Annotated in this window: 23 protein-coding genes; 11 read left to right on the top strand and 12 right to left on the bottom strand. The window is 55.9% G+C overall.

Annotated elements, in window-relative coordinates; all coding sequences use genetic code 11:
• Nucleotides 1-257: 257 nt before the first annotated feature.
• A complete protein-coding gene (locus IFT53_RS11440) occupies nt 258-884 on the bottom strand; it encodes a ribonuclease D (RefSeq protein ID WP_042616639.1) in 627 nt (208 codons plus the stop codon).
• Nucleotides 885-1,045: 161 nt separating this feature from the next.
• Here IFT53_RS11440 and IFT53_RS11435 point away from each other — a divergent pair, with 161 nt between their 5' ends.
• Nucleotides 1,046-1,627 (top strand): nucleoside 2-deoxyribosyltransferase, encoded by a 582-nt coding sequence (locus IFT53_RS11435; RefSeq protein WP_192064808.1) that lies wholly within the window; start codon nt 1,046-1,048, stop codon nt 1,625-1,627.
• 18 nt (nt 1,628-1,645) lie between these two features.
• Nucleotides 1,646-2,395, top strand: a complete 750-nt coding sequence (locus IFT53_RS11430; RefSeq protein WP_192064807.1) for an SDR family oxidoreductase — start codon at nt 1,646-1,648, stop codon at nt 2,393-2,395.
• A gap of 251 nt (nt 2,396-2,646) precedes the next feature.
• Here IFT53_RS11430 and IFT53_RS11425 read toward each other — a convergent pair whose 3' ends face one another.
• The 6 genes from IFT53_RS11425 to IFT53_RS11400 form a co-directional block, all read right to left on the bottom strand.
• On the bottom strand, nt 2,647-3,936 hold the full coding sequence (locus IFT53_RS11425; protein ID WP_192064806.1) for a Gfo/Idh/MocA family oxidoreductase: 1,290 nt from the start codon (nt 3,934-3,936) through the stop codon (nt 2,647-2,649).
• 368 nt (nt 3,937-4,304) lie between these two features.
• On the bottom strand, nt 4,305-4,637 hold the full coding sequence (locus IFT53_RS11420; RefSeq protein ID WP_042616635.1) for a hypothetical protein: 333 nt from the start codon (nt 4,635-4,637) through the stop codon (nt 4,305-4,307).
• On the bottom strand, nt 4,634-5,521 hold the full coding sequence (locus tag IFT53_RS11415; protein ID WP_192064805.1) for an NAD(P)-dependent oxidoreductase: 888 nt from the start codon (nt 5,519-5,521) through the stop codon (nt 4,634-4,636). The genes IFT53_RS11420 and IFT53_RS11415 overlap by 4 nt, the downstream gene beginning before the upstream one ends.
• Nucleotides 5,522-5,589: 68 nt before the next feature.
• Nucleotides 5,590-6,345, bottom strand: coding sequence for an SDR family oxidoreductase (locus IFT53_RS11410; RefSeq protein ID WP_192064804.1), 756 nt, complete (start codon nt 6,343-6,345; stop codon nt 5,590-5,592).
• Between the two features lie 19 nt (nt 6,346-6,364).
• Nucleotides 6,365-7,396: an L-idonate 5-dehydrogenase gene (locus tag IFT53_RS11405; protein ID WP_192064803.1), complete on the bottom strand. Its 1,032-nt coding sequence runs from the start codon at nt 7,394-7,396 to the stop codon at nt 6,365-6,367.
• A gap of 10 nt (nt 7,397-7,406) precedes the next feature.
• Nucleotides 7,407-8,351 (bottom strand): 2-hydroxyacid dehydrogenase, encoded by a 945-nt coding sequence (locus IFT53_RS11400; protein ID WP_192064802.1) that lies wholly within the window; start codon nt 8,349-8,351, stop codon nt 7,407-7,409.
• 175 nt (nt 8,352-8,526) lie between these two features.
• Between IFT53_RS11400 and IFT53_RS11395 the strand changes: the two genes are divergently transcribed.
• From IFT53_RS11395 to IFT53_RS11360, 8 genes are all read left to right on the top strand, one after another.
• Nucleotides 8,527-10,023 (top strand): sugar ABC transporter ATP-binding protein, encoded by a 1,497-nt coding sequence (locus IFT53_RS11395; protein WP_192064801.1) that lies wholly within the window; start codon nt 8,527-8,529, stop codon nt 10,021-10,023.
• A gap of 17 nt (nt 10,024-10,040) precedes the next feature.
• Nucleotides 10,041-11,108 carry an ABC transporter permease gene (locus tag IFT53_RS11390; protein ID WP_192064800.1) on the top strand — a complete coding sequence of 356 codons (1,068 nt, stop codon included), beginning with the start codon at nt 10,041-10,043 and terminating at the stop codon, nt 11,106-11,108.
• 44 nt (nt 11,109-11,152) lie between these two features.
• Nucleotides 11,153-12,244 carry an ABC transporter substrate-binding protein gene (locus IFT53_RS11385; RefSeq protein WP_042616629.1) on the top strand — a complete coding sequence of 364 codons (1,092 nt, stop codon included), beginning with the start codon at nt 11,153-11,155 and terminating at the stop codon, nt 12,242-12,244.
• Nucleotides 12,245-12,332: 88 nt separating this feature from the next.
• Nucleotides 12,333-13,238 (top strand): SMP-30/gluconolactonase/LRE family protein, encoded by a 906-nt coding sequence (locus IFT53_RS11380; protein ID WP_192064799.1) that lies wholly within the window; start codon nt 12,333-12,335, stop codon nt 13,236-13,238.
• Between the two features lie 39 nt (nt 13,239-13,277).
• Nucleotides 13,278-14,288 (top strand): LacI family DNA-binding transcriptional regulator, encoded by a 1,011-nt coding sequence (locus IFT53_RS11375; RefSeq protein ID WP_042616627.1) that lies wholly within the window; start codon nt 13,278-13,280, stop codon nt 14,286-14,288.
• 124 nt (nt 14,289-14,412) lie between these two features.
• A complete protein-coding gene (locus IFT53_RS11370; RefSeq protein WP_042616626.1) occupies nt 14,413-15,186 on the top strand; it encodes an EAL domain-containing protein in 774 nt (257 codons plus the stop codon).
• 48 nt (nt 15,187-15,234) lie between these two features.
• Nucleotides 15,235-15,729 carry a ribonuclease H family protein gene (locus tag IFT53_RS11365; RefSeq protein ID WP_197980207.1) on the top strand — a complete coding sequence of 165 codons (495 nt, stop codon included), beginning with the start codon at nt 15,235-15,237 and terminating at the stop codon, nt 15,727-15,729.
• A gap of 90 nt (nt 15,730-15,819) precedes the next feature.
• Nucleotides 15,820-16,176, top strand: a complete 357-nt coding sequence (locus IFT53_RS11360; protein ID WP_192064798.1) for a hypothetical protein — start codon at nt 15,820-15,822, stop codon at nt 16,174-16,176.
• 53 nt (nt 16,177-16,229) lie between these two features.
• Here the strand turns inward: IFT53_RS11360 and IFT53_RS11355 are convergent, their stop codons facing one another.
• A complete protein-coding gene (locus IFT53_RS11355) occupies nt 16,230-16,472 on the bottom strand; it encodes a hypothetical protein (RefSeq protein WP_192064797.1) in 243 nt (80 codons plus the stop codon).
• Nucleotides 16,473-16,653: 181 nt separating this feature from the next.
• Between IFT53_RS11355 and IFT53_RS11350 the strand changes: the two genes are divergently transcribed.
• On the top strand, nt 16,654-17,082 hold the full coding sequence (locus IFT53_RS11350; protein ID WP_192064796.1) for a DUF4112 domain-containing protein: 429 nt from the start codon (nt 16,654-16,656) through the stop codon (nt 17,080-17,082).
• A 17-nt stretch (nt 17,083-17,099) separates the two neighbouring features.
• Here IFT53_RS11350 and IFT53_RS11345 read toward each other — a convergent pair whose 3' ends face one another.
• From IFT53_RS11345 to IFT53_RS11330, 4 genes are all read right to left on the bottom strand, one after another.
• Complete coding sequence (locus IFT53_RS11345) at nt 17,100-17,792, bottom strand: ParA family protein (RefSeq protein WP_192064795.1); 693 nt, start codon at nt 17,790-17,792, stop codon at nt 17,100-17,102.
• A gap of 117 nt (nt 17,793-17,909) precedes the next feature.
• Nucleotides 17,910-19,010: a protein-glutamate methylesterase/protein-glutamine glutaminase gene (locus IFT53_RS11340; protein ID WP_192064794.1), complete on the bottom strand. Its 1,101-nt coding sequence runs from the start codon at nt 19,008-19,010 to the stop codon at nt 17,910-17,912.
• Nucleotides 19,010-19,858, bottom strand: coding sequence for a CheR family methyltransferase (locus IFT53_RS11335; protein ID WP_192064793.1), 849 nt, complete (start codon nt 19,856-19,858; stop codon nt 19,010-19,012). The genes IFT53_RS11340 and IFT53_RS11335 overlap by 1 nt, the downstream gene beginning before the upstream one ends.
• Before the next feature lie 14 nt (nt 19,859-19,872).
• Nucleotides 19,873-20,367 carry a chemotaxis protein CheW gene (locus IFT53_RS11330; protein WP_192064792.1) on the bottom strand — a complete coding sequence of 165 codons (495 nt, stop codon included), beginning with the start codon at nt 20,365-20,367 and terminating at the stop codon, nt 19,873-19,875.
• Nucleotides 20,368-20,381: the final 14 nt, after the last annotated feature.

Genomic DNA, 20,381 nt, shown 5'->3' with positions numbered 1-20,381 from the left:
GTGACAGGTGTCAGCTATGGCTGCCAGAACATGTCAGCTTGAACAGGCCCGGTTTCAACAGGGCTTTGGCGGCGACGCAGATGTTATTATCGTCCGCTCATGCGGCGCATTGCCGAGATCCGGTATGCATCTGTACGGTCGAATGGAGCAAAATTACGCGAATCATCTGAGTGAAGCATGATCCTGAAAGATTAACGATTTGCTAAGTGCCATCGTTTCTTCAATCCGGTTTTGGTACAACAGGCAAAGCGCGACACTCAGCTATGAGCAAAGATATCCGTGTCTTCCCAGCCCAGCAGGTCGAGCTTGGAGCGTGTCGGCAGGAAGGCAAAGCACGCTTCAGCATGTTCGTAGCGGCCATCGCGAATGAGGCGCGTCGTCAATTTGTCTCGAAGAGCATGAAGATGCAGCACATCAGATGCCGCATATTCCAGTTGCGCAGGCGACAGTTTTTCGGCGGCCCAGTCAGACGATTGCTGCGCCTTGGAGATATCGACCTCCAGTAATTCCTTGAGATTATCCTTCAATCCATGGCGATCCGTATAGGTGCGGCAAAGGCGCGAGGCGATTTTGGTGCAGAAGACCGGTGCCGATGTCACGCCAAAAGTGTGGAAAAGAACGGCAATATCGAAGCGGCCATAGTGAAAGATCTTCTGGCGGGCCGGATCTGCGAGCAAGGTGACGAGGTTTGGGGCCTCTTTCTGGCCGGCTGCGATGCGGATAACATCTGCGGTGCCATCGCCGGGTGAAAGCTGAACGACGCATAGGCGGTCGCGCCTTGGAACAAGGCCAAGCGTTTCCGTATCGATAGCGACAGCGCCGGTATAACGGCCTGCGTCTTCTTTTGAGATATCGCCTTCGTGATAACGGATCTTCGCTGCCATTTCTGTCTCCACTGCTGGATTGTCGATGGCCCTATAGCCGAAAGTGGTTGGTCGCGATACCATCTCATGATCCTTTTCGAGCGGTCCTGTACCTTGTGCAGTGCCAGACGAAAGGATTAGTCTGGCATAGTCGTTCAATTTCGAAAGAAGTGCCGCATCCCATGCCAGTCAAAGTCTACCTCGCCGGGCCGGAAGTTTTCCTGCCCAATGCCCGTGAAATGCTCGATGCCAAGGCGGAGCTTGCCCGCCAAGCCGGATTTGACCCTCTTTCACCTGGCGACCTCCTGATACCGCCCGCAGAAACGAAAATCGGCCATGGCTGTAACATCAATGCGGTCGACGAGCAGATGATGCTGGAGGCGGATGCCATCATCGCAAACCTAACGCCGTTTCGAGGCATCGCAGCGGATACGGGCACGAGTTACGAGCTAGGCTTCATGTGCGCCCTTGGCAAGCCAGTGTTTGCGTATACGAATGTTGCCGCAAACCACTTCACACGCATCGTTGACCACTATGGAAAACCGCCAACGCAGGATGACACCGGGCGGTATCGTGGACCGGACGGGCTCTCGATCGAGAATTTCGATATGGCGGACAATCTTATGCTGCATGGTGGCATCATCAGGCGCGGCGGCGTTGTCGTGGTTGGCGATGCGCCTGCAGATGCGCTTTACACCGACCTCAGCGCGTTCAAGCAGTGCCTCCAGCATGCCGTTGACGCATTGCTGAAGCATAGAGATTAAAAAATACGGAGTTATCACATGAGCGGAACAATCCTCATCACCGGCGCGACCTCGGGTTTTGGCGAGGCGACAGCCAGATTATTTGCCAAAGATGGATGGAAAGTCATCGGCACGGGTCGCCGGGCAGATCGTCTTGCCAAGCTGGGTGAAGAACTCGGAACCGCCTTTCACGGCATGGTCTTTGACATTACGGATGAAGCGGCGATGGCAGCGGCCTTCGAAGCACTTCCTTCCGAATTTCAGGGTATCGATATCCTCGTCAACAATGCTGGTCTTGCACTTGGAACAGGCACCGCGCCCAATGTGCCGTTGAAAGACTGGCACACAATGGTCAACACCAACATTACCGGGTTGCTTAACATCACGCATCACATCCTGCCGGGCCTGATCGAGCGCCGTGGCATCGTCATTAACTTGTCGTCGGTTGCGGCCCACTGGCCTTATGCTGGCGGCAATGTCTATGCCGGCACCAAAGCCTTTTTACGTCAGTTCTCGCTGGGTTTGCGGTCAGACATGCATGGCAAGGGCGTTCGCGTCACATCTATTGAGCCGGGCATGTGCGAAACCGAGTTCACCGTTGTGCGCACCGGCGGCAACCAAGATGCATCAGACACGCTGTACAAGGGTGTGAACCCCATCCTGCCAGACGATATCGCCAATACGATCCACTGGGTGGCTTCGCAGCCCAAGCACATCAACATCAACAGCATAGAGCTTATGCCGGTCAATCAGTCGTTCGCCGGTTTCCAGGTCCACCGCGAGGTGTAAGCGTGGAGAGGGCGACAGGTTGATGAAAAAGGCGGCAGGGATCTTCAAGCTATGCAAAACTGCATGCCTGCATTGCGAGAGATGGTCTGTTAATTTTTGTGAGCTAAGCTATATTTAAACCATCGAAGCGACGCACTCCTCCTCCCAGCGTCGCTAGATTTGGATCGACAGCACTCCTCCTCCCAGTTGTCGATCAAGTTTAAAGCCTGCCGCACCTCCTCCGGCGGCAGGCGTTTCCCTTTTTGGGCCCTTCAAATCTTGATATCACGAGATTTCAGCATCGCTTGTATGCTGACGGCTGATCCTGTTTCTATCGAAGCATTAGCCGCAATTCCCGTGAGAATCGACCATGCACCGGAGACATGGTCCGAGGCGCGGTTGAAGCGATCCGGCTCCATTGTGTCAGGCGCGAAGATATAGCCAAGCATGACTGGGTCTGCGCCTCCGTGGTTTCCTGTCGCCTTGGGCACTGCGATCATCCTCGGCTTTTCACCTGCCAAATGCAGCTCGGTGGTGATTGCCTCTTCGTCGGCATGGTCGCGGACTCCACCGAACACGCCGTGGACTTCCACGTGCTTGTGGATGATTTCGCCCTTCGTGCCCTGAAAGCGAATTTCCAGCCCTTCCCACGGTGAATAGGCCGTCAGCGTGTAGTTGGCTGTCACGCCGGATGCATAGCGGATGTGGGCCTGCATCGTGTCCTCTATGCCGATATCCGCATCGAACACGCACCTGTCTCGGAAATAGCCATCCTCATCTTCAGCGTCGAGATAGAGGGCTTTCAACTGTTCATCGGCAGAGAGATCAAGACGGAAAGCGCACTTATCCGCCACCGGACAGTCGGCACAACGCGGGCCGTGGTCTTCCAACCCAAGCTCCACGGCTGTCTCTGGCCGGTAAAATGCGCGTTGGCCAGATGCAAAGACCTCTAACGGTGCAGACGCCAGCCACCAGTTGAGAAGATCAAAATGATGCGTCGACTTGTGGACGAGCAGCCCGCCGGAATTTTCCTTCTGCCGGTGCCAGCGTCGGAAGTAATCTGCGCCATGCACGCGGTCGAGATGCCAACGAAAGTCGACGGCCGTAATCGTGCCGATAACGCCTGATGACAGCATCTCCTTGATCTGCGTGCGGGCAGGGGAGTAACGATAATTGAACGTGACCATGACCTTGCGGCCTGTACGGGCCTGCGCATCGACGATCTGTTTTAACCGAGATAGGTCGATCGTCAGTGGCTTCTCACAAATGACATCGCAACCTGCTTCAAAGGCGCGGACAATATAGTCGGAATGCAGAAAGTCCGGCGTTGCGACCACGATTGTATCCGGCTTTTGCTCCGCGATCAGCTGATCGAAATTTTCGGCGAGATATGTGGGGACACCGTTTGTGCCTGGTTTGAGAAGCGCCTTTGCGGCTTCGGCCAGGCGATGGCCATTGCTATCGCATAGCGCCACGATTTCATGCTTGTCCGAGTAGTCTTCCGTCACGGAATCGCGAAACATTTTGTGACGTGACCCGCATCCTACAATGGCGATTTTCACTTGAATTCCCTTTTGGGTGCATACATCGCCGCAAAGGCGATTGGCGAGATGTCTTGGGAGGGGATGGCGGTGAAGTATCTGAACCCGTTGCAGAAATGCTCAAGCCCTGAGCGCACTCCCACGCCCAGATAGATACTATCTAAGCATTAAAGTCGTATTATGATTTTTAGGCAAGCATATTTTGAGATGCTATAACGCGATCATCTGCCGGGTGGCGATCGACACCGGCTTGCGGCGTATCCATCGGCGCGACGTCGTGCCGCCGCAGCCACTGTTCTGATGTGTTTGGAACAGCTGATATGAACCGGGGCGATGGGGTGGACGGTGCCGCCTACGCTGGCACCGTCCACGCATTTCACCAGAAATGTTTAGAGCTTGTATTCGTTTGCGAGGGTGACGTGGTGGTGAATACGGCCTTCGAAGAATTCGGCCAAAACGGCTTCAGTCGCAGCGCGCGCCTCGCTGCGAACGGGGCTGGCGAGTGCTTCTTCGACAGCTTCCAGGCTAGGATAGTTGATCGCAAGGATCATCGGCAGTTCCGGTGCGCCATCGTCACGGGCTTCTGCAAATGAGATGCGCACATCTGTCGCATGCGGGAACTGCTGCCACTTTGGCAGAATGCGGTCCAGCACGGCTTTGCGAAAAGCTTCGGTCTGGCCGTCTTTGACTTTTCCTTCAAAAAGAGCGTAGCGCGTAATCATTCTAATGTTTCCTTGTTGGGTCCCTTGAAAAATTCCATCAGCGCAGCCTGATCCTCAGCCCCGAAACCGGAGGCTGTCATCATGCGGTGAATTTCGGCGCAGATTGCGGTCAGCGGCATGCTGGTGTTGGTCCGGCGGGCAAGATCCTGCGCGCCGTTGAGGTCCTTGACCATGTTGTCGATACGCCCGGTGCGTCGGTAATCCTTCGCAACATAACGCGGCATGTATTCCTGCAGGATTGCGCTGTCTGCCCGTCCGCCTTTCAGCGCCTGAGGAATCTTGGCGGCATCCACACCAGCGTCGAGCGCGAGCTGCGTCGCTTCAGCAACCGCCAGAAATCCAAGGCCGCACAGCACCTGATTGATGAGCTTGGTTGTTTGTCCCGCACCGACTGGTCCCATGTGAGTGTAGTTGCTCGCCACATGCTTCAGCACGGTGTGAGCATCTTCAACGTCAGCATCGGAGCCCCCGGCCATCAGCGTCAGTTGGCCGATCAAGGCTTTGGGTGCGCCGCCGGATAGCGGGCTATCCACCCAGCGCAAGCCTTTTTCAGCCGCATCAGCCGCAAGCTTTTTCGTGGCGTCCGGGTCTATTGAAGACATATCGATGATCAATGTCCCGGCTTTTGCGCCATCGGCCACACCGGCTTCACCAAAAACTGCGCGGCGTATGACCTCAGGCGAATTGAGGCTGAGGATGACGTAGTCACTCATACGGGCAGCATCCGCTGCGGTAGCCGCCGCAACGGCCCCCTTGTCAACAAGGGCCTGGACCTTTTCGCGGTCGAGATCAAAGACCGACAGATGATTGCCGGTTTCAACCAACCGGCTGCCAATTGCGCCACCCATGGCGCCTGCACCAATCAGTGCGACCCTGTTCGTCATAGTGGCCTCCTCCCAGAGTTTTCGAAAATATGAGTGCCCCATTCTTCAGGGGCACCCTCTTCAATCGGTTACAGCGATGCTGTGATGCCGCCATCTACATAAAGGACGTGTCCATTGACGAAGGACGAGGCGTTTGACGATAGGAACAGGCACGCGCCGACAAGCTCTTCGACCTTGCCCCAACGACCGGCAGGTGTCCGCTTTTCAAGCCATGTCGTGAAGGCTGGATCGGCAACAAGTGCTGCGTTGAGGGGGGTGTCGAAATAGCCGGGCGCTATGGCATTGCATTGAATGCCGTATTTCGCCCAATCTGTGGCCATGCCCTTCGTCAGATTGCCCACCGCGCCTTTTGTGGCGGTGTAGGGCGCGATGCCGGGGCGGGCAAGAGCCGTCTGCACACTGGCGATATTGATGATCTTTCCCGCACCGCGCTTGATCATGTGCCGTGCAACGGCTTGGCCAACATTAAACACCGTGGAAATATTGGTTCGCAGCAGTCTTTCGAAGGCGTCCGCCGGAAAGTCTTCAAGCGGGGAACGGTGCTGCATGCCGGCATTGTTGACGAGAATGTCGATTGAGCCTGTGTCTTGTTCGAAGGCATCAACTGCCGTGCGAACAGCCTCATGATCTGTCGCGTCAAAGCACAGCATGTGCTTTGTGCTAAGCGCCTCTGCGGCAGCTTTCAGCTTCGCCTCGTCGCGGCCGTTCAAGATAACGTCTGCACCCGCAGCCTTGAGGCCTTGCGCCAACGCATAGCCAATGCCTTGTGACGAACCCGTAACGAGCGCGCGCTTGCCGGTCAGATCGAAAAGTTGAATGCTCATAGTGTCTCCCAGACGTAGATCAGCTGAAGTCTATTTGTGTCTTCATCGATTGCCCCTTATCCGAAGCGATTTCGAACGCTTTCAAGGCCTCCGAGATCGGTAAGGTGTGGGTAATCAGATGTTTGACGTCGATCAGGCCACCCTGCATCAACTTCACGGCAGTGGCAAACTCCTCGTGGAAGCGGAAAGAGCCGCGAAGATCGAGCTCTTTTGCGGTGATCGCCATCATCGGCAGGGACATATCGCCGCCCAGACCAAGCTGCACGATCACGCCACGGGGTCTCAGCGCCTGAATACCGGCGACCAGCGCCGGTTGGGCACCGGAGCACTCGTAAAGCACATCGAAATAGCCCTTGTTCAGGCTGAAATCTGCCAGGCCATCGCGCTCCTCGGACAGGTTGATCGTCCGATCAGCACCTGCAGCCTTTGCAAAGCTCAAGGCGCGCGCTGACAAATCAGCAGCCACGATTTCCACCGCACCCGCGCGCCGCGCGGCCAGAATTGACAATGTTCCGATCGGTCCGCAGCCCGTTACAAGCACGCGCTTGCCCAGCAACTCGCCAGCGCGCCGCGTTGCGTGCAAGGCTACCGAAAGCGGTTCGGCCATGGCAGCTTCGCCAGGGGTCAGACCATCGGCCTTGACGCACTGGCTGGCATTGGCAATCAGACGCTGGCGGAAGGCACCCTGTATGTGCGGGAATGGCATTGCGGAACCATAGAACCGCATGTTGAAGCAATGGTTCGGCAGGCCCTTGTGGCAATATTCGCAAGAGCCGCAAGGCCTCGATGGCGAAACCGCCACGAGGTCTCCAACGGCCAGATGAGATACGCCTTCACCAAGGGCTGCAACATAGCCCGAAACCTCATGACCGAGGATCATCGGTTCTTTCAAACGGACGGTACCGAAACCGCCATGGGCGTAATAGTGCAGGTCCGATCCGCATATTCCACCGGCCGCAAGGCGGATGTCGACCTCGCCGGGGCCGGGTGCCTCGACAGTTCGCTCCTCGATACGCAAATCCTTCGGCGCGTGGATAACAATGGCTTTCATTTTTAATACCTCAAAGAACAGGGGTCGGGAGGGTACGACCATCAAAATGTGCCGAAAGGTTGTCAAACACCAAAGCGCCCATGGCCTTGCGGGTTTCGAACGTACCTGACGCCATATGTGGCTGCAGCAGCACGTTATCGAGCTTCAGGAAGCGAGGGTTGAGGTGTGGCTCCCCGGCAAAGACATCCAGTGCAGCTGACCCCAATGTGCGGGTTTCCAGCGCATCGAGCAAAGCCTCTTCATCAATATTGGCGGCGCGGGAAACATTGATCAACATGCCCTCAGGCCCAAGCGCCTCGATAACCTTGCGATCAACAATATGGCGTGTCTCAGCAGATGCTGCGAGCGTGACGAACAGAAAATCAGATCGGGCCGCAAGTTCGACTGGATCTGCAATGAATGTCCAGTCAGCCGCATGATCTTTGGGTGCCTTGCTCGAGTAGGCAATGTCCATATCAAAGCCCGCGAGGCGTCTTGCAACCTCAAAGCCAATGCGGCCAAGGCCGAGCACGCCAACACGCTTTCCATGGGCGCGGGATTTCAGCGGATATGCGCCTCTGGTCCAGTCACCGGTTCTGACCCATGCGTCGCCGCCGATCATGCCGCGTGCCTGAGCCAGCATCATTCCCACTGCGAGATCTGCGACATCCTTGGTCAGCACATCGGGCGTGTTCGTCACGCGGATGTTGCGCTCTCGTGCAGCCGCCAGATCAACGGCGTCGTAGCCGACACCATAGATGCTGATGATTTCGAGATTTGGAAGTGCCTCGATCAGCTCACGGCTGGCACCAAGCTCGCCGCGCGTGGCTATGCCCCTGATATTGTTGCCATGCTCTGACAGAAATAGTGCCTTGTCGCTGGCTTCGAAATAGCGATGCACTGTGAAATTGGCGTTCAGACGCTCTTCGTCCCATGCGGGATATGCGCCAGCCTGAAGAATATGAATCTTGCCCAAAAGCATTCCTCCAATGTTTTGTTATCGATAACATAAGTTCGGGAAATCGCTTTGTCCAGCCTAAATTGGGTGCGGAGTGTCCTCTGATCCGATGAAATAGTTCGGTTCACAAATGTCGCTTGACTCCTATGTTATCGTTATCATAGCGTTAACTCTCAAGCTTTGGGAGGAGCGAATGGGAACTGATCAATTTCTGGAATTTCGTTCCGTTTCGAAGGAGTTCGGCGGCACGAAAGCTCTGACCGATGTTTCGCTTGAGGTGCGGCAGGGTGAAATTCTGGCCTTGCTGGGTGAGAACGGCGCTGGCAAATCCACGCTCATCAAGACGCTGGCAGGTATCTACAAGCCGGACGCGGGTGAAATACTTTTCCGTGGCGAGCCCTATCATCACAGGCCTCCAAAGCCGAACGAGCGTCAGCCCGTCGCGTTCATCCATCAGGACCTCGGCCTCATCGAATGGATGACGGTGGCGGAAAATGTGGGTCTTGCCCAAGGCTTTTCGCTCAAACGTAAACTCATAGACTGGAATGAGACCGCACGGCGCACCGCCGAGGCTTTGAAACTCGTTGGCTGTGATTTTGATCCGACCACCCGCATTCAAAGCCTGACACGCACCGAAAAGTCGCTGGTCGCCATTGCCCGTGCATTGGCCGTTGAAGCCGATGTTCTCGTCCTGGACGAGCCGACGGCCAGCCTGCCCGCCGATGAGGTTGACCGCCTTTTCAATGCGATCAGGCCGTTGAAAGAGAGGGGGGTCGCGATGATCTATGTCTCCCATCGCCTCGATGAGATCTTTCGCATCGCAGACCGTGTTGCCGTCCTGCGTGATGGCCGCCTGGTTGGTGAAAGCGCCGTCAGCGATACAAACCCCGATCAACTAATTCGCATGATTGTTGGTCGAAAAGCGGATCAACTGTTTGCCAAGGCACACACGGAGCCGGGCGAAACGCTTGTCACCGTCAAAAGTCTAGCATGCCGGGGCGCGGGGCCTGTGTCCTTCAATCTGCGGCAGGGCGAGTTGCTAGGGCTGGTCGGTCTGCGTGGTGCCGGACAGGAGTTGATAGGGCGCGCTTTGTTCGGCGTTGAGGAAGCCACGGGCGAGGTCCTGATCCGTGGCAAGAAGCCCGATCTGCGGTCAGCGGAGACCGCAATCGCATCCGGTATCGGCCTCATTGCGCGCGACCGCACGGAAGAGTCCGTCGCCATGTCGTTGTCACTGCGTGAAAATACTTTCATCAATCCCGGTGCCTCGGGTCGTAAACTCGGCGCGTTTCTGTCCCCAGCCAGAGAAGCCGCACAAGCCTGGTCGATTGGTGAAAAGGTTGGGCTTCGGCCCAACGACCAGTCACTGGCCATCGAAGCTCTATCGGGCGGCAACCAACAAAAGGTTGTCGTCGGACGGTGGCTGGCGACCGGGCGCAAATTACTGATTGCCGAAGACCCGACCGCGGGTGTCGATGTCGGTGCCAAGGCAGATATTTACCGCCTGATCGCGGCGGCGGTCGAAGAGGGTATGGCTGTTCTGGTCATCTCCACTGATTTTGAAGAAATCGCTCACATTTGCCACAGGGCACTCGTCTTTTCTCGCGGTCGTATCGTGCGCGAGTTGAGTGGAGACGACTTGACCACATCCGCCGTCATTGCTGCGGCATCCGCTTCTGAAGCGGCCTGATTTACTGGAGAACGAAGATGCAATCCATCCAGTCCAACGCACTTGAACCGACTCGTTCGGAATTGCAGGGCCTTTCTACCGCTGAGAGGCTGCGACGCCTGCTGCCGGTCTATGGTCTGGTGATCCTGACCGCCCTGCTCATTCTCTTCTTCTCGGTCATGCTGCCGGATACGTTCCCGACAGCGCTGAACCTGCGCTCGATCATTGCCAACAAGACGATCATCGCAATTCTCTCTCTTGCGGCCATGATCCCGATGGCATGCGGTCGCATCGATCTAACAATCGGCTATGGCATTGTGCTCTGGCACATTCTGGCGATCAGTCTGCAAACCATGTACGGATTTCCCTGGCCGATCGCTGTTTTGACCGTTCTGATACTGGGCGGTCTTACGGGGTTGCTCAATGGAGTGCTCGTTGAAGTCGCCAAGATCGACAGCTTTATTGCAACGCTTGGAACCGGCACCGTCATCTACGCCCTGGCACTCTGGCACACGGGCGGCCGCCAGGTCGTGGGCGTGCTGCCGGATGGCTTTCTGGCCTTGAACGGAACCCAGCTCTTTGGTCTGCCGATCACCGGTTTCTACGTGCTGGCGCTGGCTTTGGTGATGTGGATCGTTTTGGAATACCTGCCGATCGGGCGCTACACCTATGCCATTGGAGCCAACCCCAAGGCGGCTGCATTGAACGGTATTCCTGTTCGCCGTTTCGTCGTCGGCGCCTTTATTGTCTCGGGCCTGCTTTCGGCTGTTGCTGGTGTGCTGCTCGCATCGCGCCTGCGCATCGGTCAGGCAAGTGTCGGGCTTGAATATTTGCTGCCTGCGCTCGTTGGAGCGTTTCTGGGTTCCACCACGATCAAGCCCGGACGCGTCAATGTCTGGGGCACAATGACCGGTGTCATCATTCTTGCTGTTGGAATTGCAGGCATTCAGCAGTTCGGCGGCTCGTTCTTTGTAGAGCCCCTATTCAATGGCGTCACTCTGCTCGTGGCCATCGGTATCGCTGGTTACGCCCAGCGCCGACGCGGCATTGCCGGCGCATTGAAGCCAAAGGGTGCGCCCCCGAAGGTCATCGAAGACCCATCTTAAGGCATACAAACACTGAAATAATACGTTCAACGGGAGGATGAACCATGAAACGCAGACAGTTACTCACCACCGCCGCTTTCGCCATTCTGATGGCAGGCCCGGTATTTGCAGACGCCATCACTGACGCAAAAGCCGTGGTCGATAAATATGCCAGCAAGGTCGAAAAGTGGGACGGCCCGACAACCGGACCGAAGGCCGCTGCCGACAAGTCGGTGGTCATTGTTGCCGCCGACATGAAGAATGGCGGCATTCTTGGCGTCGTCAATGGCATCGAAGAGGCCGCCAAGGCCATGGGCTGGAAGGTCAATGTGCTTGATAGTGCCGGATCGGTGGAGGGTCGTACGGCATCATTTGGACAGGCGCTGACGCTGAAGCCGAATGGTATCATCATTGCAGGCTTTGATGCCGTCGAGCAAAAACCTGCCATGGCTGAAGCCAAGAAGGCAAAAATACCGATGGTGGCCTGGCACGCAGCGCCTGCCGTCGGTCCGGTCGATGAAGTCGGCGTGTTTGCAAACGTCACAACCGATGCGATGGAAGTTTCCAAGGCGGCAGCCGATTATGCTTTTGTCGATGCAGGCGGCAAGCCCGGCGTCATCATCTTCACGGACTCCACCTATGCTATCGCGATTGCCAAGGCCGATAAGATGAAGGCCGAAATCCAAGCGCTTGGCGGCACCGTGTTGGAATATGTCGATACGCCAATCGCCGAGACATCACAGCGCATGCCACAGCTCACGACCACGCTGCTGCAGAAATACGGTGCGAAGTGGACGCATTCGCTGGCGATCAACGACATCTATTTCGACTTCATGGGCCCGGCACTTTCCGCTGCCGGTATTCCAGGAGATGGCGCACCGAAAAGCGTTGCAGCAGGCGATGGATCCGAAAGCGCCTATCAGCGTATCCGTGCCAAGCAGTATCAGTCGGTGACAGTGGCAGAGCCACTCAACCTGCAGGGCTGGCAGCTTGTGGATGAGTTGAACCGCGCTTTCTCGGGTGAGAAATGGTCTGGCTATGTCTCACCTTTGCACGTCGTCACCGTCGATAACGTCGAATTCGATGGCGGTCCGAAGAACTCGTTTGATCCCGACAATGGTTATCGCGATCAGTACAAGAAGATCTGGGGCAAGTAAAAGTCATGGATTGGCGGGTGGCGGTCTTGCCGCCCGCCACCTCATGGCTATCGTGCGATGAATTTGAGATGACATGGAGTGTGGAGAATTGTCTTTTTTCGAAGCTGAGGACCCGGTTTTTTCCACCTTCGTCCTGGGCAACGCGCCGCTGAAAAAGCTGGCCGGTGGCTTTGACTGGGTGGAGGGTCCCGTCTGGTTCGGTGACCACGACTGTCTCCTGTTTTCCGATATTCCCAACAACCGCATCATGCGCTGGAGCCCTTTAACCGGAACCAGTATCTTTCGCGAGCCATCGAATTTCTCGAATGGCAACACGCGCGATGGTCGGGGACGGCTGATCAGTTGCGAGCACGGGACGCGGCGCGTTTCACGCACGGAGCATGATGGGTCAATCACCGTCATCGCGGACAGTTTCGACGGAAAAATGCTGAATTCACCCAACGACGTCATCGTCGCGTCTGATGGTGCGATCTGGTTTACCGATCCGCACTACGGAATTTCCACGGATTATGAAGGGTTCCGCTCGACGCAGGAGCTGCCATGCAATGTTTATCGCGTTGATCCCGTGTCTCGGGACATTCAGGCGGTGCTGACAGATTTTCGATGCCCCAACGGTCTGGCCTTCAGCCCGGATGAAAAACGTCTCTATGTTGCCGATACGGGACGGATTTTCGCTGGCGATCCCTGCCATATCCGTGTGTTCACCGTTGGCCCCGGATGGGAATTGACGGGCGGAGATGTTTTTCATGTCGTTGAGCCGGGTTGTGCAGACGGGTTCAGAGTCGATGAAAATGGCAACCTCTGGTGTTCTGCCGGTGATGGCGTGCATTGCATCGCTCCCGATGGCCGACGTCTCGGTAAGATCCTCGTTCCAGAAACTGTGTCCAACCTATGTTTTGGCGGTCGCAACGGGCACAGGCTTTTCATCACGGCAACAACATCTGTCTATTCGGTCTCGCTTGCGATACGTGGCCATATTAGAGTGGATTCATAGACGTCGCTTTCGCGGCGGTATTGGAGTGAGGTAGCCTGAATGCGCAGAGACAGAACGCCGACGATGGCAGACATCGCGCGTGCCACGGGCGTTTCACCAATGACCGTCTCGCGGGCGTTCAAGTCCGGCGGCCTTGTGACCAAGGAGACGCGTGACGCGATTTTAAAAGCTGCGGAAGACCTTGGATATGTGTTCGACTCGACGGCATCCAATCTGCGCTCCAAAAAGACCGATTTCATCGCGGTCACGATCCCTTCGATCAACAATGCCAATTTTGCAGACACTGTCGGCGGGTTATCAGATGTTCTGAGCGCCCAAGGATTTCAGATCCTGTTGGGTTACACGAATTATGATATGCAAGAAGAGGAGAGGCTTATCGAGCATCTCCTGCGCCGCAAACCGCAGGCCATAGCCGTTACAGGTGGCATGCACACACGCCGTGCGCGTCGATTGCTGGAAAACGCGAATATCCCGGTCATTGAAACATGGGACGTGCCAGCGGACCCAATTGGTCATTTCGTCGGCTTTTCAAATGCTGATGCTGTGCGCAGCATGGTCGATCATTTCGTAAAGGTCGGCTATCGACGCATCGCCTTTATCGGTGGCGATGCCAGCCGTGATACGCGCGGCACCAACCGCCGTCTTGGGTTTGTCAACGCGCTGCACGACCTTGGCCTGGATGCTTCACGGCTGATTGATGCGGGTACACCACCGATCTCCATGCGCGAGGGCGCGAATGCCATGGCTCGCCTTTTGAGAGAATATCCTGATACCGACGCGGTGATTTGCGTTTCAGATCTTTCGGCATTCGGCGCGCTTACCGAATGTCAGCGGCGGGGCATTGCCGTGCCTGAGACGATCGCCATCGGTGGTTTTGGTGATTACGAGATCGGTGCGATCTCTGTTCCTGCGCTCACCACCATCAACGCCCATGCCCGCAAGATAGGTGAACGAACTGGCGCTTTGATGCTGGATCTTTTGACTGGCGCGAACGAGATGCCGCATATCACCATCGAGCCGCAGCTCATCGTGCGCGAAAGCAGCCGATAGAAACAGGGCCAGTTGCGTATAGCTTGTGGGGAAAGCGGCATTACAAGCACATTTTCGTGTTCTGGGAGACGCTAAGTTAACGATCAGCCCTTACTGTCGATGTTCTAAAGTAAGGAGTGTGGCGATGACGACTTGTGTGGGGTGCCGGGATGGTGCCGAAGGATTTCCGCTGCCGTTTTCGATGGCATTTCAGCCTATCGTTGATATCTCAAAGGGCAGTGTTTTCGCACACGAAGCGTTGGTGCGTGGCGTTAATGGAGAAGGCGCTGGCTTTGTGCTGGAAAATGTCGGTCCTGACAACCGCTACGCATTCGACCAGCAATGTCGGGTCAAGGCAATCGAGCTCGCATCCAAACTGTTCGACAAGTCGCTGGACACGATGCTTTCGATCAATTTCATGCCCAATGCCGTGTATGAACCGCGTGCCTGCATTCGCGTGACGCTTGCAACCGCGATGAAGACCGGCTTCCCGACGGACCGGATCATTTTCGAGTTCACCGAAAACGAGCAGCTCGATACGAACCACCTCCTGAATATTCTCAGAACGTACCGCACGTTGGGTTTCAAGACCGCCATCGATGATTTCGGCGCAGGCCATGCGGGCTTGGGTCTTTTGACCCAATTCCAGCCGGATATTGTCAAGCTGGATATGGACTTGATCCGGGGCATCGATCGCGATCGCGTTCGTCGCACAGTCATCAAACATACTCTTGCAATGCTGACCGAACTGGGAATTACGCCTGTTTGCGAGGGCGTCGAAACGCTTGGAGAATTGCAAGTCCTGCGTGACCTCGGCGTTGATCTGATTCAGGGTTATGTTTTGGCAAGGCCTACGTTTGAGGCGCTCGCAAACCCTTTCTCCACCACCGACAATGCTGGCATGTCTCTAGCCATGTGAAACGAAGTTGCGCAGTCCTGATCATGTTTTGCGGCCAGAGGCAGTGGGATGAACCAATTGGCGCATCCTTCCATCTCTGGCCCATTCCATATTTACGTAGACGGCTCCTATGACCCCGCATTGAAGCGCGGCGGTTGGGCCTTTATTGTTGTCGCCGGTGATACGGTCATTGAGACACGATCCGGTCGATGCGAGGTCACATCCAACAATACGATTGAGCTTTTGGCAGCGCTTCAGGCCGCCGAATGGGCCGTTGCCGATGCGGCGGCTCAGCAGGTGATCATCTGGACGGACTCCCGTCACGTCTTTGAAGGCTGTGACCGCTGGCGACATATCTGGAAGAATAACGGTTGGAGGCGGTATTCGCCTAACCCAAGATCGCGTAACCGCGCGCTTGTCGATGCTCCCCTTTGGCAACGGCTCTCCGACTGTCTTGAAACCCATCAAAATCTTCGTGTCGAATGGTGCAAAGGCCACGATGGGAATGCAGGAAATGAGCGCGCGGATGCGCTTGCGAATGCGGCGAGGGACGCCGGAACATAGGCGCCCACGTTAGGCTCGAAGCAGTCGTTGTAATCGATAGGAACAATCGACACTCATTCTTGTTAGGCTGCAAAGCAATGGAGCCTCAAAATGTCTGATACCTATCCACACGCCTCAAACGCAGCGCCTACCGAAGACAACACGCCGAACGATGCTCTGTCTGGATCAGTTGACGCACCGCTGGTCGACATGGCGCTACAGCAGGTAGCCGAGCAGGAAACGAGCATTGGCAACACTGTTGCCGAAGACATTGCTGTTTTGCGTGCAGAAGTCGAAAGCGTGTCGCAGAGAGCAGGAGAGATGCAGGAGCGCATGATCTCATCGGCAATGGCTGGTGCCGAAACAACCGCCCGCTCTGCAAGAGATACGGCTCGCCAGTTCCCGCTCGTTTCTCTCGGTCTGGCAGTGGCTCTGGGCTTTCTCGCTGGCGTGCGAGCCAGCCGATAGCGTCTGAGTGTTGCGGCATGACCGCTTGCAGTCATGCCGCAGCGCGCGAGGCATTATCCTCGGAAATCGCCTTCGTTCGTTTCCCGTTCATCGTAGTTCACATCCCATTCTTTTTTCGCAGGCTTCGTGCCCGGCGGGTTTTTATGGGCGGTCGCGTCGTCTGAGCCGGTGATAACTCTTGGCTTGGCGCTATCGACGCCGTTATTGTCACTCCGCTTCAGCCCGCGCGCAAATTGGCCGTTAGCATCTTCATGAATGTCTTCGAGCGAACCCTTGTCGTCTTTGGACGTGGTCATTGAGCAGTCCCTTCTGTTTCACGGGTGTAAATTACCCTGCCTCGGCTAACCGACATAAACGTCTATTGTTCCGGATGCGCTGATGCTGGGCGGAACCTTCGGGCATGGAAAGACTTGAAGTGAGGTTGTGGCATCACCACTCCTTATGACGTGTGATTTCTCTTTGTGGGCGGAGTACCCGATGGCTGCTAAAACCTGGACTGCACCTGGATCTGGTCAGAGCACATCTGAAGATTTTCTGGATGGCGCAGAGCGCGTTCGCCGGTTGCGTCGATTGGCCGGAATTGCCCGCCTAATGGATACGGCCGTCGGCATACCGGGCACACGTTTCCGCTTCGGCGCCGACTCTGTTCTAGGCCTGGTTCCGGTGCTGGGTGATGGCGCTGGTGCGCTGGTTGGCCTCTACATCGTCAATGAAGCGCGGCGCATGGGCGTGCCACGGGAGAAGCTTGCACGGATGATCGGCAATATCGGCCTCGACGCAGTGGTCGGTAGCGTACCGCTCGTGGGCGATCTGTTTGATGTCTACTTCAAGTCTCACCGTCGCAACGTGGACATGATCGTCGAGCATTTCGGCGTCAAGAACGACGATCTACGGCGCAAATCATAGGCCTTAAAGCTGCGATATCAGGCGGCGGATGAGTATCGCGTAGCGGACTGTGCAGGCAAAAGCCGGATGACTTCGTCGGCAAATGCGCTTGCATTCTGCAAGGCCTTGTCGAGGTTGCTGACCTGTGACTGGTTCATCATATGCAGATAGCCACCGAATTCGAACATGTCGCGGAAAGCGGCGCGCTCGATGATGGGCGTATCCAGAACATGCACATTGCGCTTGGCCAGAAGTGCCTTGGCGGCCAGCAGGGCGCGCGTCGTCACCATCGAATTAACGCGTGAGAGAACGACAGAATGGGGAATCTTGATGGATGCGCGGTCGTCGAGATAGCGCAGCAGTTCCAGCACCTGCGCGCCGCCCTGTGCATCCATGGTGCTACCCTGAACGGGTATCAGCACGTGGTTGGAAAGGCCAACCGCAGTGGCCAGCAGAGGCGATTGCGCCCCGGGCAGATCAATGATCACGTGATCGAACTTGCGGCGGTTGTCGAGAACATGCTGCTGAAGGCTCGAGGCCGAAACATAGGTGATGACGGATAGGTCAACGCGTGGGTCTGCTGCCTCACGCCATTTGGAAAGCCAGCGCTGCGGATCGGTGTCGATGACGCAAACCCTCAAGCCGCGCCTTGAAAGCTCCGAGGCGAGTAGCAGCACGGCCGTTGTCTTGCCTGCGCCGCCCTTGGTGTTTGCAAATGTAATGACCGCCATGATGCATCCGATAAAAGCCTGAGACGATCATCGTCCAATCGATACACCGAAATCATGGCGTGTCACGATCATTAAGCAATATGGTTAATGCTTACTTAAGCAACAGTCCCATTTCTCTTAGCGCCTGTGGTCTTCAGCTAGGATTTCGCGTGCGATCTGGTCCAGCGGCACGATCTTGTCCACACCGCCATGGGCAATTGCTTCCTTTGGCATGCCGAAAACAACTGAGGTCGCCTCATCCTGGGCGATCGTGAACGCTCCGGCCTGCTTCATTTCCAGCATTCCGCGTGCGCCATCATCCCCCATTCCGGTCATGATCACACCCATGGCATTGCCGCCAGCCGAGCGTGCAGCCGAACGGAACAGCACGTCGACAGAGGGGCGGTGGCGAGAGACGAGGGGGCCAGTGCGCACCGAGACGTAGTAACGTGCACCCTGACGCTCCAGCAGCATGTGCTTGTCGCCGGGTGCAATCAACACATGCCCGCGCAGGACCGTGTCGCCATCTTCAGCTTCCTTGATTTCAACGGCGCAGAGCGTATTCAAACGGCGGGCAAAGGCTGCCGTAAATTTCTCAGGCATGTGCTGAACGATAATCATGCCAGGAGCATTCGCGGGCAGCTTTTCAAGCATTTCCCGCAAAGCTTCCGTGCCGCCGGTTGATGCTCCAACGCAGACAACCATTTCGGTCGTTCGTGCCATTGGTTTGCCGGAGGGAGGCGGTAGAACGGCATCTGCTGTAAGCTTTGCCTGTGGGGTCATCGAAGGGAGGGCGTGGCGAGATGGCGTTCTCAGACCTTTCACGCGCGCATAAGCGGCGGCCTTGACCACTTCACAAATCCGCTGTGCAGATTCAGCAAGATGGTCAGCAACGCCAATCTTTGGCTTCAGGATGATGTCGACTGCGCCTGCCTCCAACGCCTGAAGCAATGTTGTGGAACCGGCTTCAGTCAGTGAGGAGCACATGACGACGGGAATGGGGTGCTGCGCCATGATTCTGCGCAGGAAAGTGATGCCATCCATACGCGGCATTTCAACATCCAGCGTTATGACATCAGGCAGGTCTTCCTGTATCTTTTTCGCAGCCATGAAGGGATCAGACGCTGCGCCTATGACCTCGATAGCGGGGTCAGACTGAAGGACTGCCGTCAGCGTCTGCCTAACGCTGGCGGAATCATCGACGATAAGAACTCTGATCTTCTTGACTGTATTTGGCATCACTGTTTCACAAATATTGTGTTGGCAACCTGCTTTACTGGTAGATTGGTTCCGGTCAGAGTTTCAGAATGCCCGATAAAGAGATAGCCGCCCGGCGCAATGCATTTGCACAATTGCGTCAGTACGTGAATCTGTGTCTTTTTATCGAAATATATCAAAACGTTGCGGCAAAACAGAATATGCACAGGCTCCCCGATGTCATATGTCGGGTTCATCAAGTTCATGCGGGCAAAGCCGACCTTGGATCGTAGCTTGGGCGTAATGCGAACATCGTTGCGCTGCCGCTCCTTTGCCTGCATTACGTATTTCCGGCGCAGATCAGGTGGCACTGGATCAACCAGGTCTTGAGCATAGATACCGCTGCGCGCCTTTTGCAGAACTTCAGTGGAAAGGTCTGTCGCGAGAATGGAATAATCGGGAATCGTGCCTTTTTCCACGGCTTCCGCCAGGATCATTGCCATGGTGTAAGGTTCGGCACCCGTCGAGCAAGCAGAGCTCCAGGCGCGAATACGACCGACACCTTTTCGTCCCAAGGTTGGGAGGACAGTCTGTTCCATGTAGTCGAAATGGTTCGGTTCGCGGAAGAAGTCGGTTTTGTTCGTTGTCACGACGTCGATCAGAAAGACAGATTCCGCTTCCATTCCGCCATGTCGAAACAAATAGTCGCAATATTCGCTGAACGTTGGATAGCCTGTGGCGCGCAGACGTTTGCGCAGCCTTCCTTCCAGCATGGAGCGCTTGGTTTCCGGCATCTTGATGCCGCAATACTCATAAATGAAATTCGAAACCTCGCGAAAATCGCGCGCACTCAGAGTGTCATCAAAATTTACGCTTGCAGCATTACTCAACGCTTGTATTCCTTTCACGCAGCCCGCATCGGCCCGGCGTTGATCTGGGCAAGATCCTTCGCTTCGCTAGAAAACAACTGGGCAAGATCGATGATGACGACGAAATCGCCTTCACGACGAACGACGCCTGCGATGTAGCTGGAGTTCCAGTGAATGCCAATATCAGGGGCTGTTTCGACCTGGTCGATGTTAAAGGGCGTGACCTCGAAGACCTTGTCTGCAACCAGCCCCAAAGCCAGAAGCTTTTCGCCAAAGGGAATATCGAGAACCAGTATGCACGTATGAGGCGTTTTGACCGTCTTCGACATGCCCAGACGCAGACGAAGGTCTATCACCGGAACGCCTTGACCACGCACATCCCGCAGACCAAGGAGATAGTCCGGTCCGTTGGGAATTTTAAACGCTTCTTCGTGATCGAGAATTTCGCGCACGACATCCACGGGTACAGCAAAGACTTCTTCGCCAAGACTAAAAGTCACGTATTGAGTTTGAGTGGACGGGCTCGCCATTTACGTTTTCTCCA

This window comes from Rhizobium sp. CFBP 13644, assembly GCF_014842165.1.
Classification (GTDB): Bacteria; Pseudomonadota; Alphaproteobacteria; order Rhizobiales; family Rhizobiaceae; genus Agrobacterium; species Agrobacterium tumefaciens_C.
The sequence above is the reverse complement of the archived record's forward strand: the minus strand, read 5'-3'. Positions and strand labels throughout refer to the sequence as shown.

Bases quoted from the DNA above. Each gene is read 5' to 3' on its own strand.
- IFT53_RS11440 (WP_042616639.1), bottom strand. From the start codon at position 884: ATGGCAGCGAAGATCCGTTATCACGAAGGCGATATCTCAAAAGAAGAC.
- IFT53_RS11435 (WP_192064808.1), top strand. From the start codon at position 1,046: ATGCCAGTCAAAGTCTACCTCGCCGGGCCGGAAGTTTTCCTGCCCAAT.
- IFT53_RS11430 (WP_192064807.1), top strand. From the start codon at position 1,646: ATGAGCGGAACAATCCTCATCACCGGCGCGACCTCGGGTTTTGGCGAG.
- IFT53_RS11420 (WP_042616635.1), bottom strand. From the start codon at position 4,637: ATGATTACGCGCTACGCTCTTTTTGAAGGAAAAGTCAAAGACGGCCAG.
- IFT53_RS11415 (WP_192064805.1), bottom strand. From the start codon at position 5,521: ATGACGAACAGGGTCGCACTGATTGGTGCAGGCGCCATGGGTGGCGCA.
- IFT53_RS11410 (WP_192064804.1), bottom strand. From the start codon at position 6,345: ATGAGCATTCAACTTTTCGATCTGACCGGCAAGCGCGCGCTCGTTACG.
- IFT53_RS11405 (WP_192064803.1), bottom strand. From the start codon at position 7,396: ATGAAAGCCATTGTTATCCACGCGCCGAAGGATTTGCGTATCGAGGAG.
- IFT53_RS11395 (WP_192064801.1), top strand. From the start codon at position 8,527: ATGGGAACTGATCAATTTCTGGAATTTCGTTCCGTTTCGAAGGAGTTC.
- IFT53_RS11390 (WP_192064800.1), top strand. From the start codon at position 10,041: ATGCAATCCATCCAGTCCAACGCACTTGAACCGACTCGTTCGGAATTG.
- IFT53_RS11385 (WP_042616629.1), top strand. From the start codon at position 11,153: ATGAAACGCAGACAGTTACTCACCACCGCCGCTTTCGCCATTCTGATG.
- IFT53_RS11375 (WP_042616627.1), top strand. From the start codon at position 13,278: ATGCGCAGAGACAGAACGCCGACGATGGCAGACATCGCGCGTGCCACG.
- IFT53_RS11370 (WP_042616626.1), top strand. From the start codon at position 14,413: ATGACGACTTGTGTGGGGTGCCGGGATGGTGCCGAAGGATTTCCGCTG.
- IFT53_RS11365 (WP_197980207.1), top strand. From the start codon at position 15,235: ATGAACCAATTGGCGCATCCTTCCATCTCTGGCCCATTCCATATTTAC.
- IFT53_RS11360 (WP_192064798.1), top strand. From the start codon at position 15,820: ATGTCTGATACCTATCCACACGCCTCAAACGCAGCGCCTACCGAAGAC.
- IFT53_RS11355 (WP_192064797.1), bottom strand. From the start codon at position 16,472: ATGACCACGTCCAAAGACGACAAGGGTTCGCTCGAAGACATTCATGAA.
- IFT53_RS11350 (WP_192064796.1), top strand. From the start codon at position 16,654: ATGGCTGCTAAAACCTGGACTGCACCTGGATCTGGTCAGAGCACATCT.
- IFT53_RS11345 (WP_192064795.1), bottom strand. From the start codon at position 17,792: ATGGCGGTCATTACATTTGCAAACACCAAGGGCGGCGCAGGCAAGACA.
- IFT53_RS11340 (WP_192064794.1), bottom strand. From the start codon at position 19,010: ATGCCAAATACAGTCAAGAAGATCAGAGTTCTTATCGTCGATGATTCC.
- IFT53_RS11330 (WP_192064792.1), bottom strand. From the start codon at position 20,367: ATGGCGAGCCCGTCCACTCAAACTCAATACGTGACTTTTAGTCTTGGC.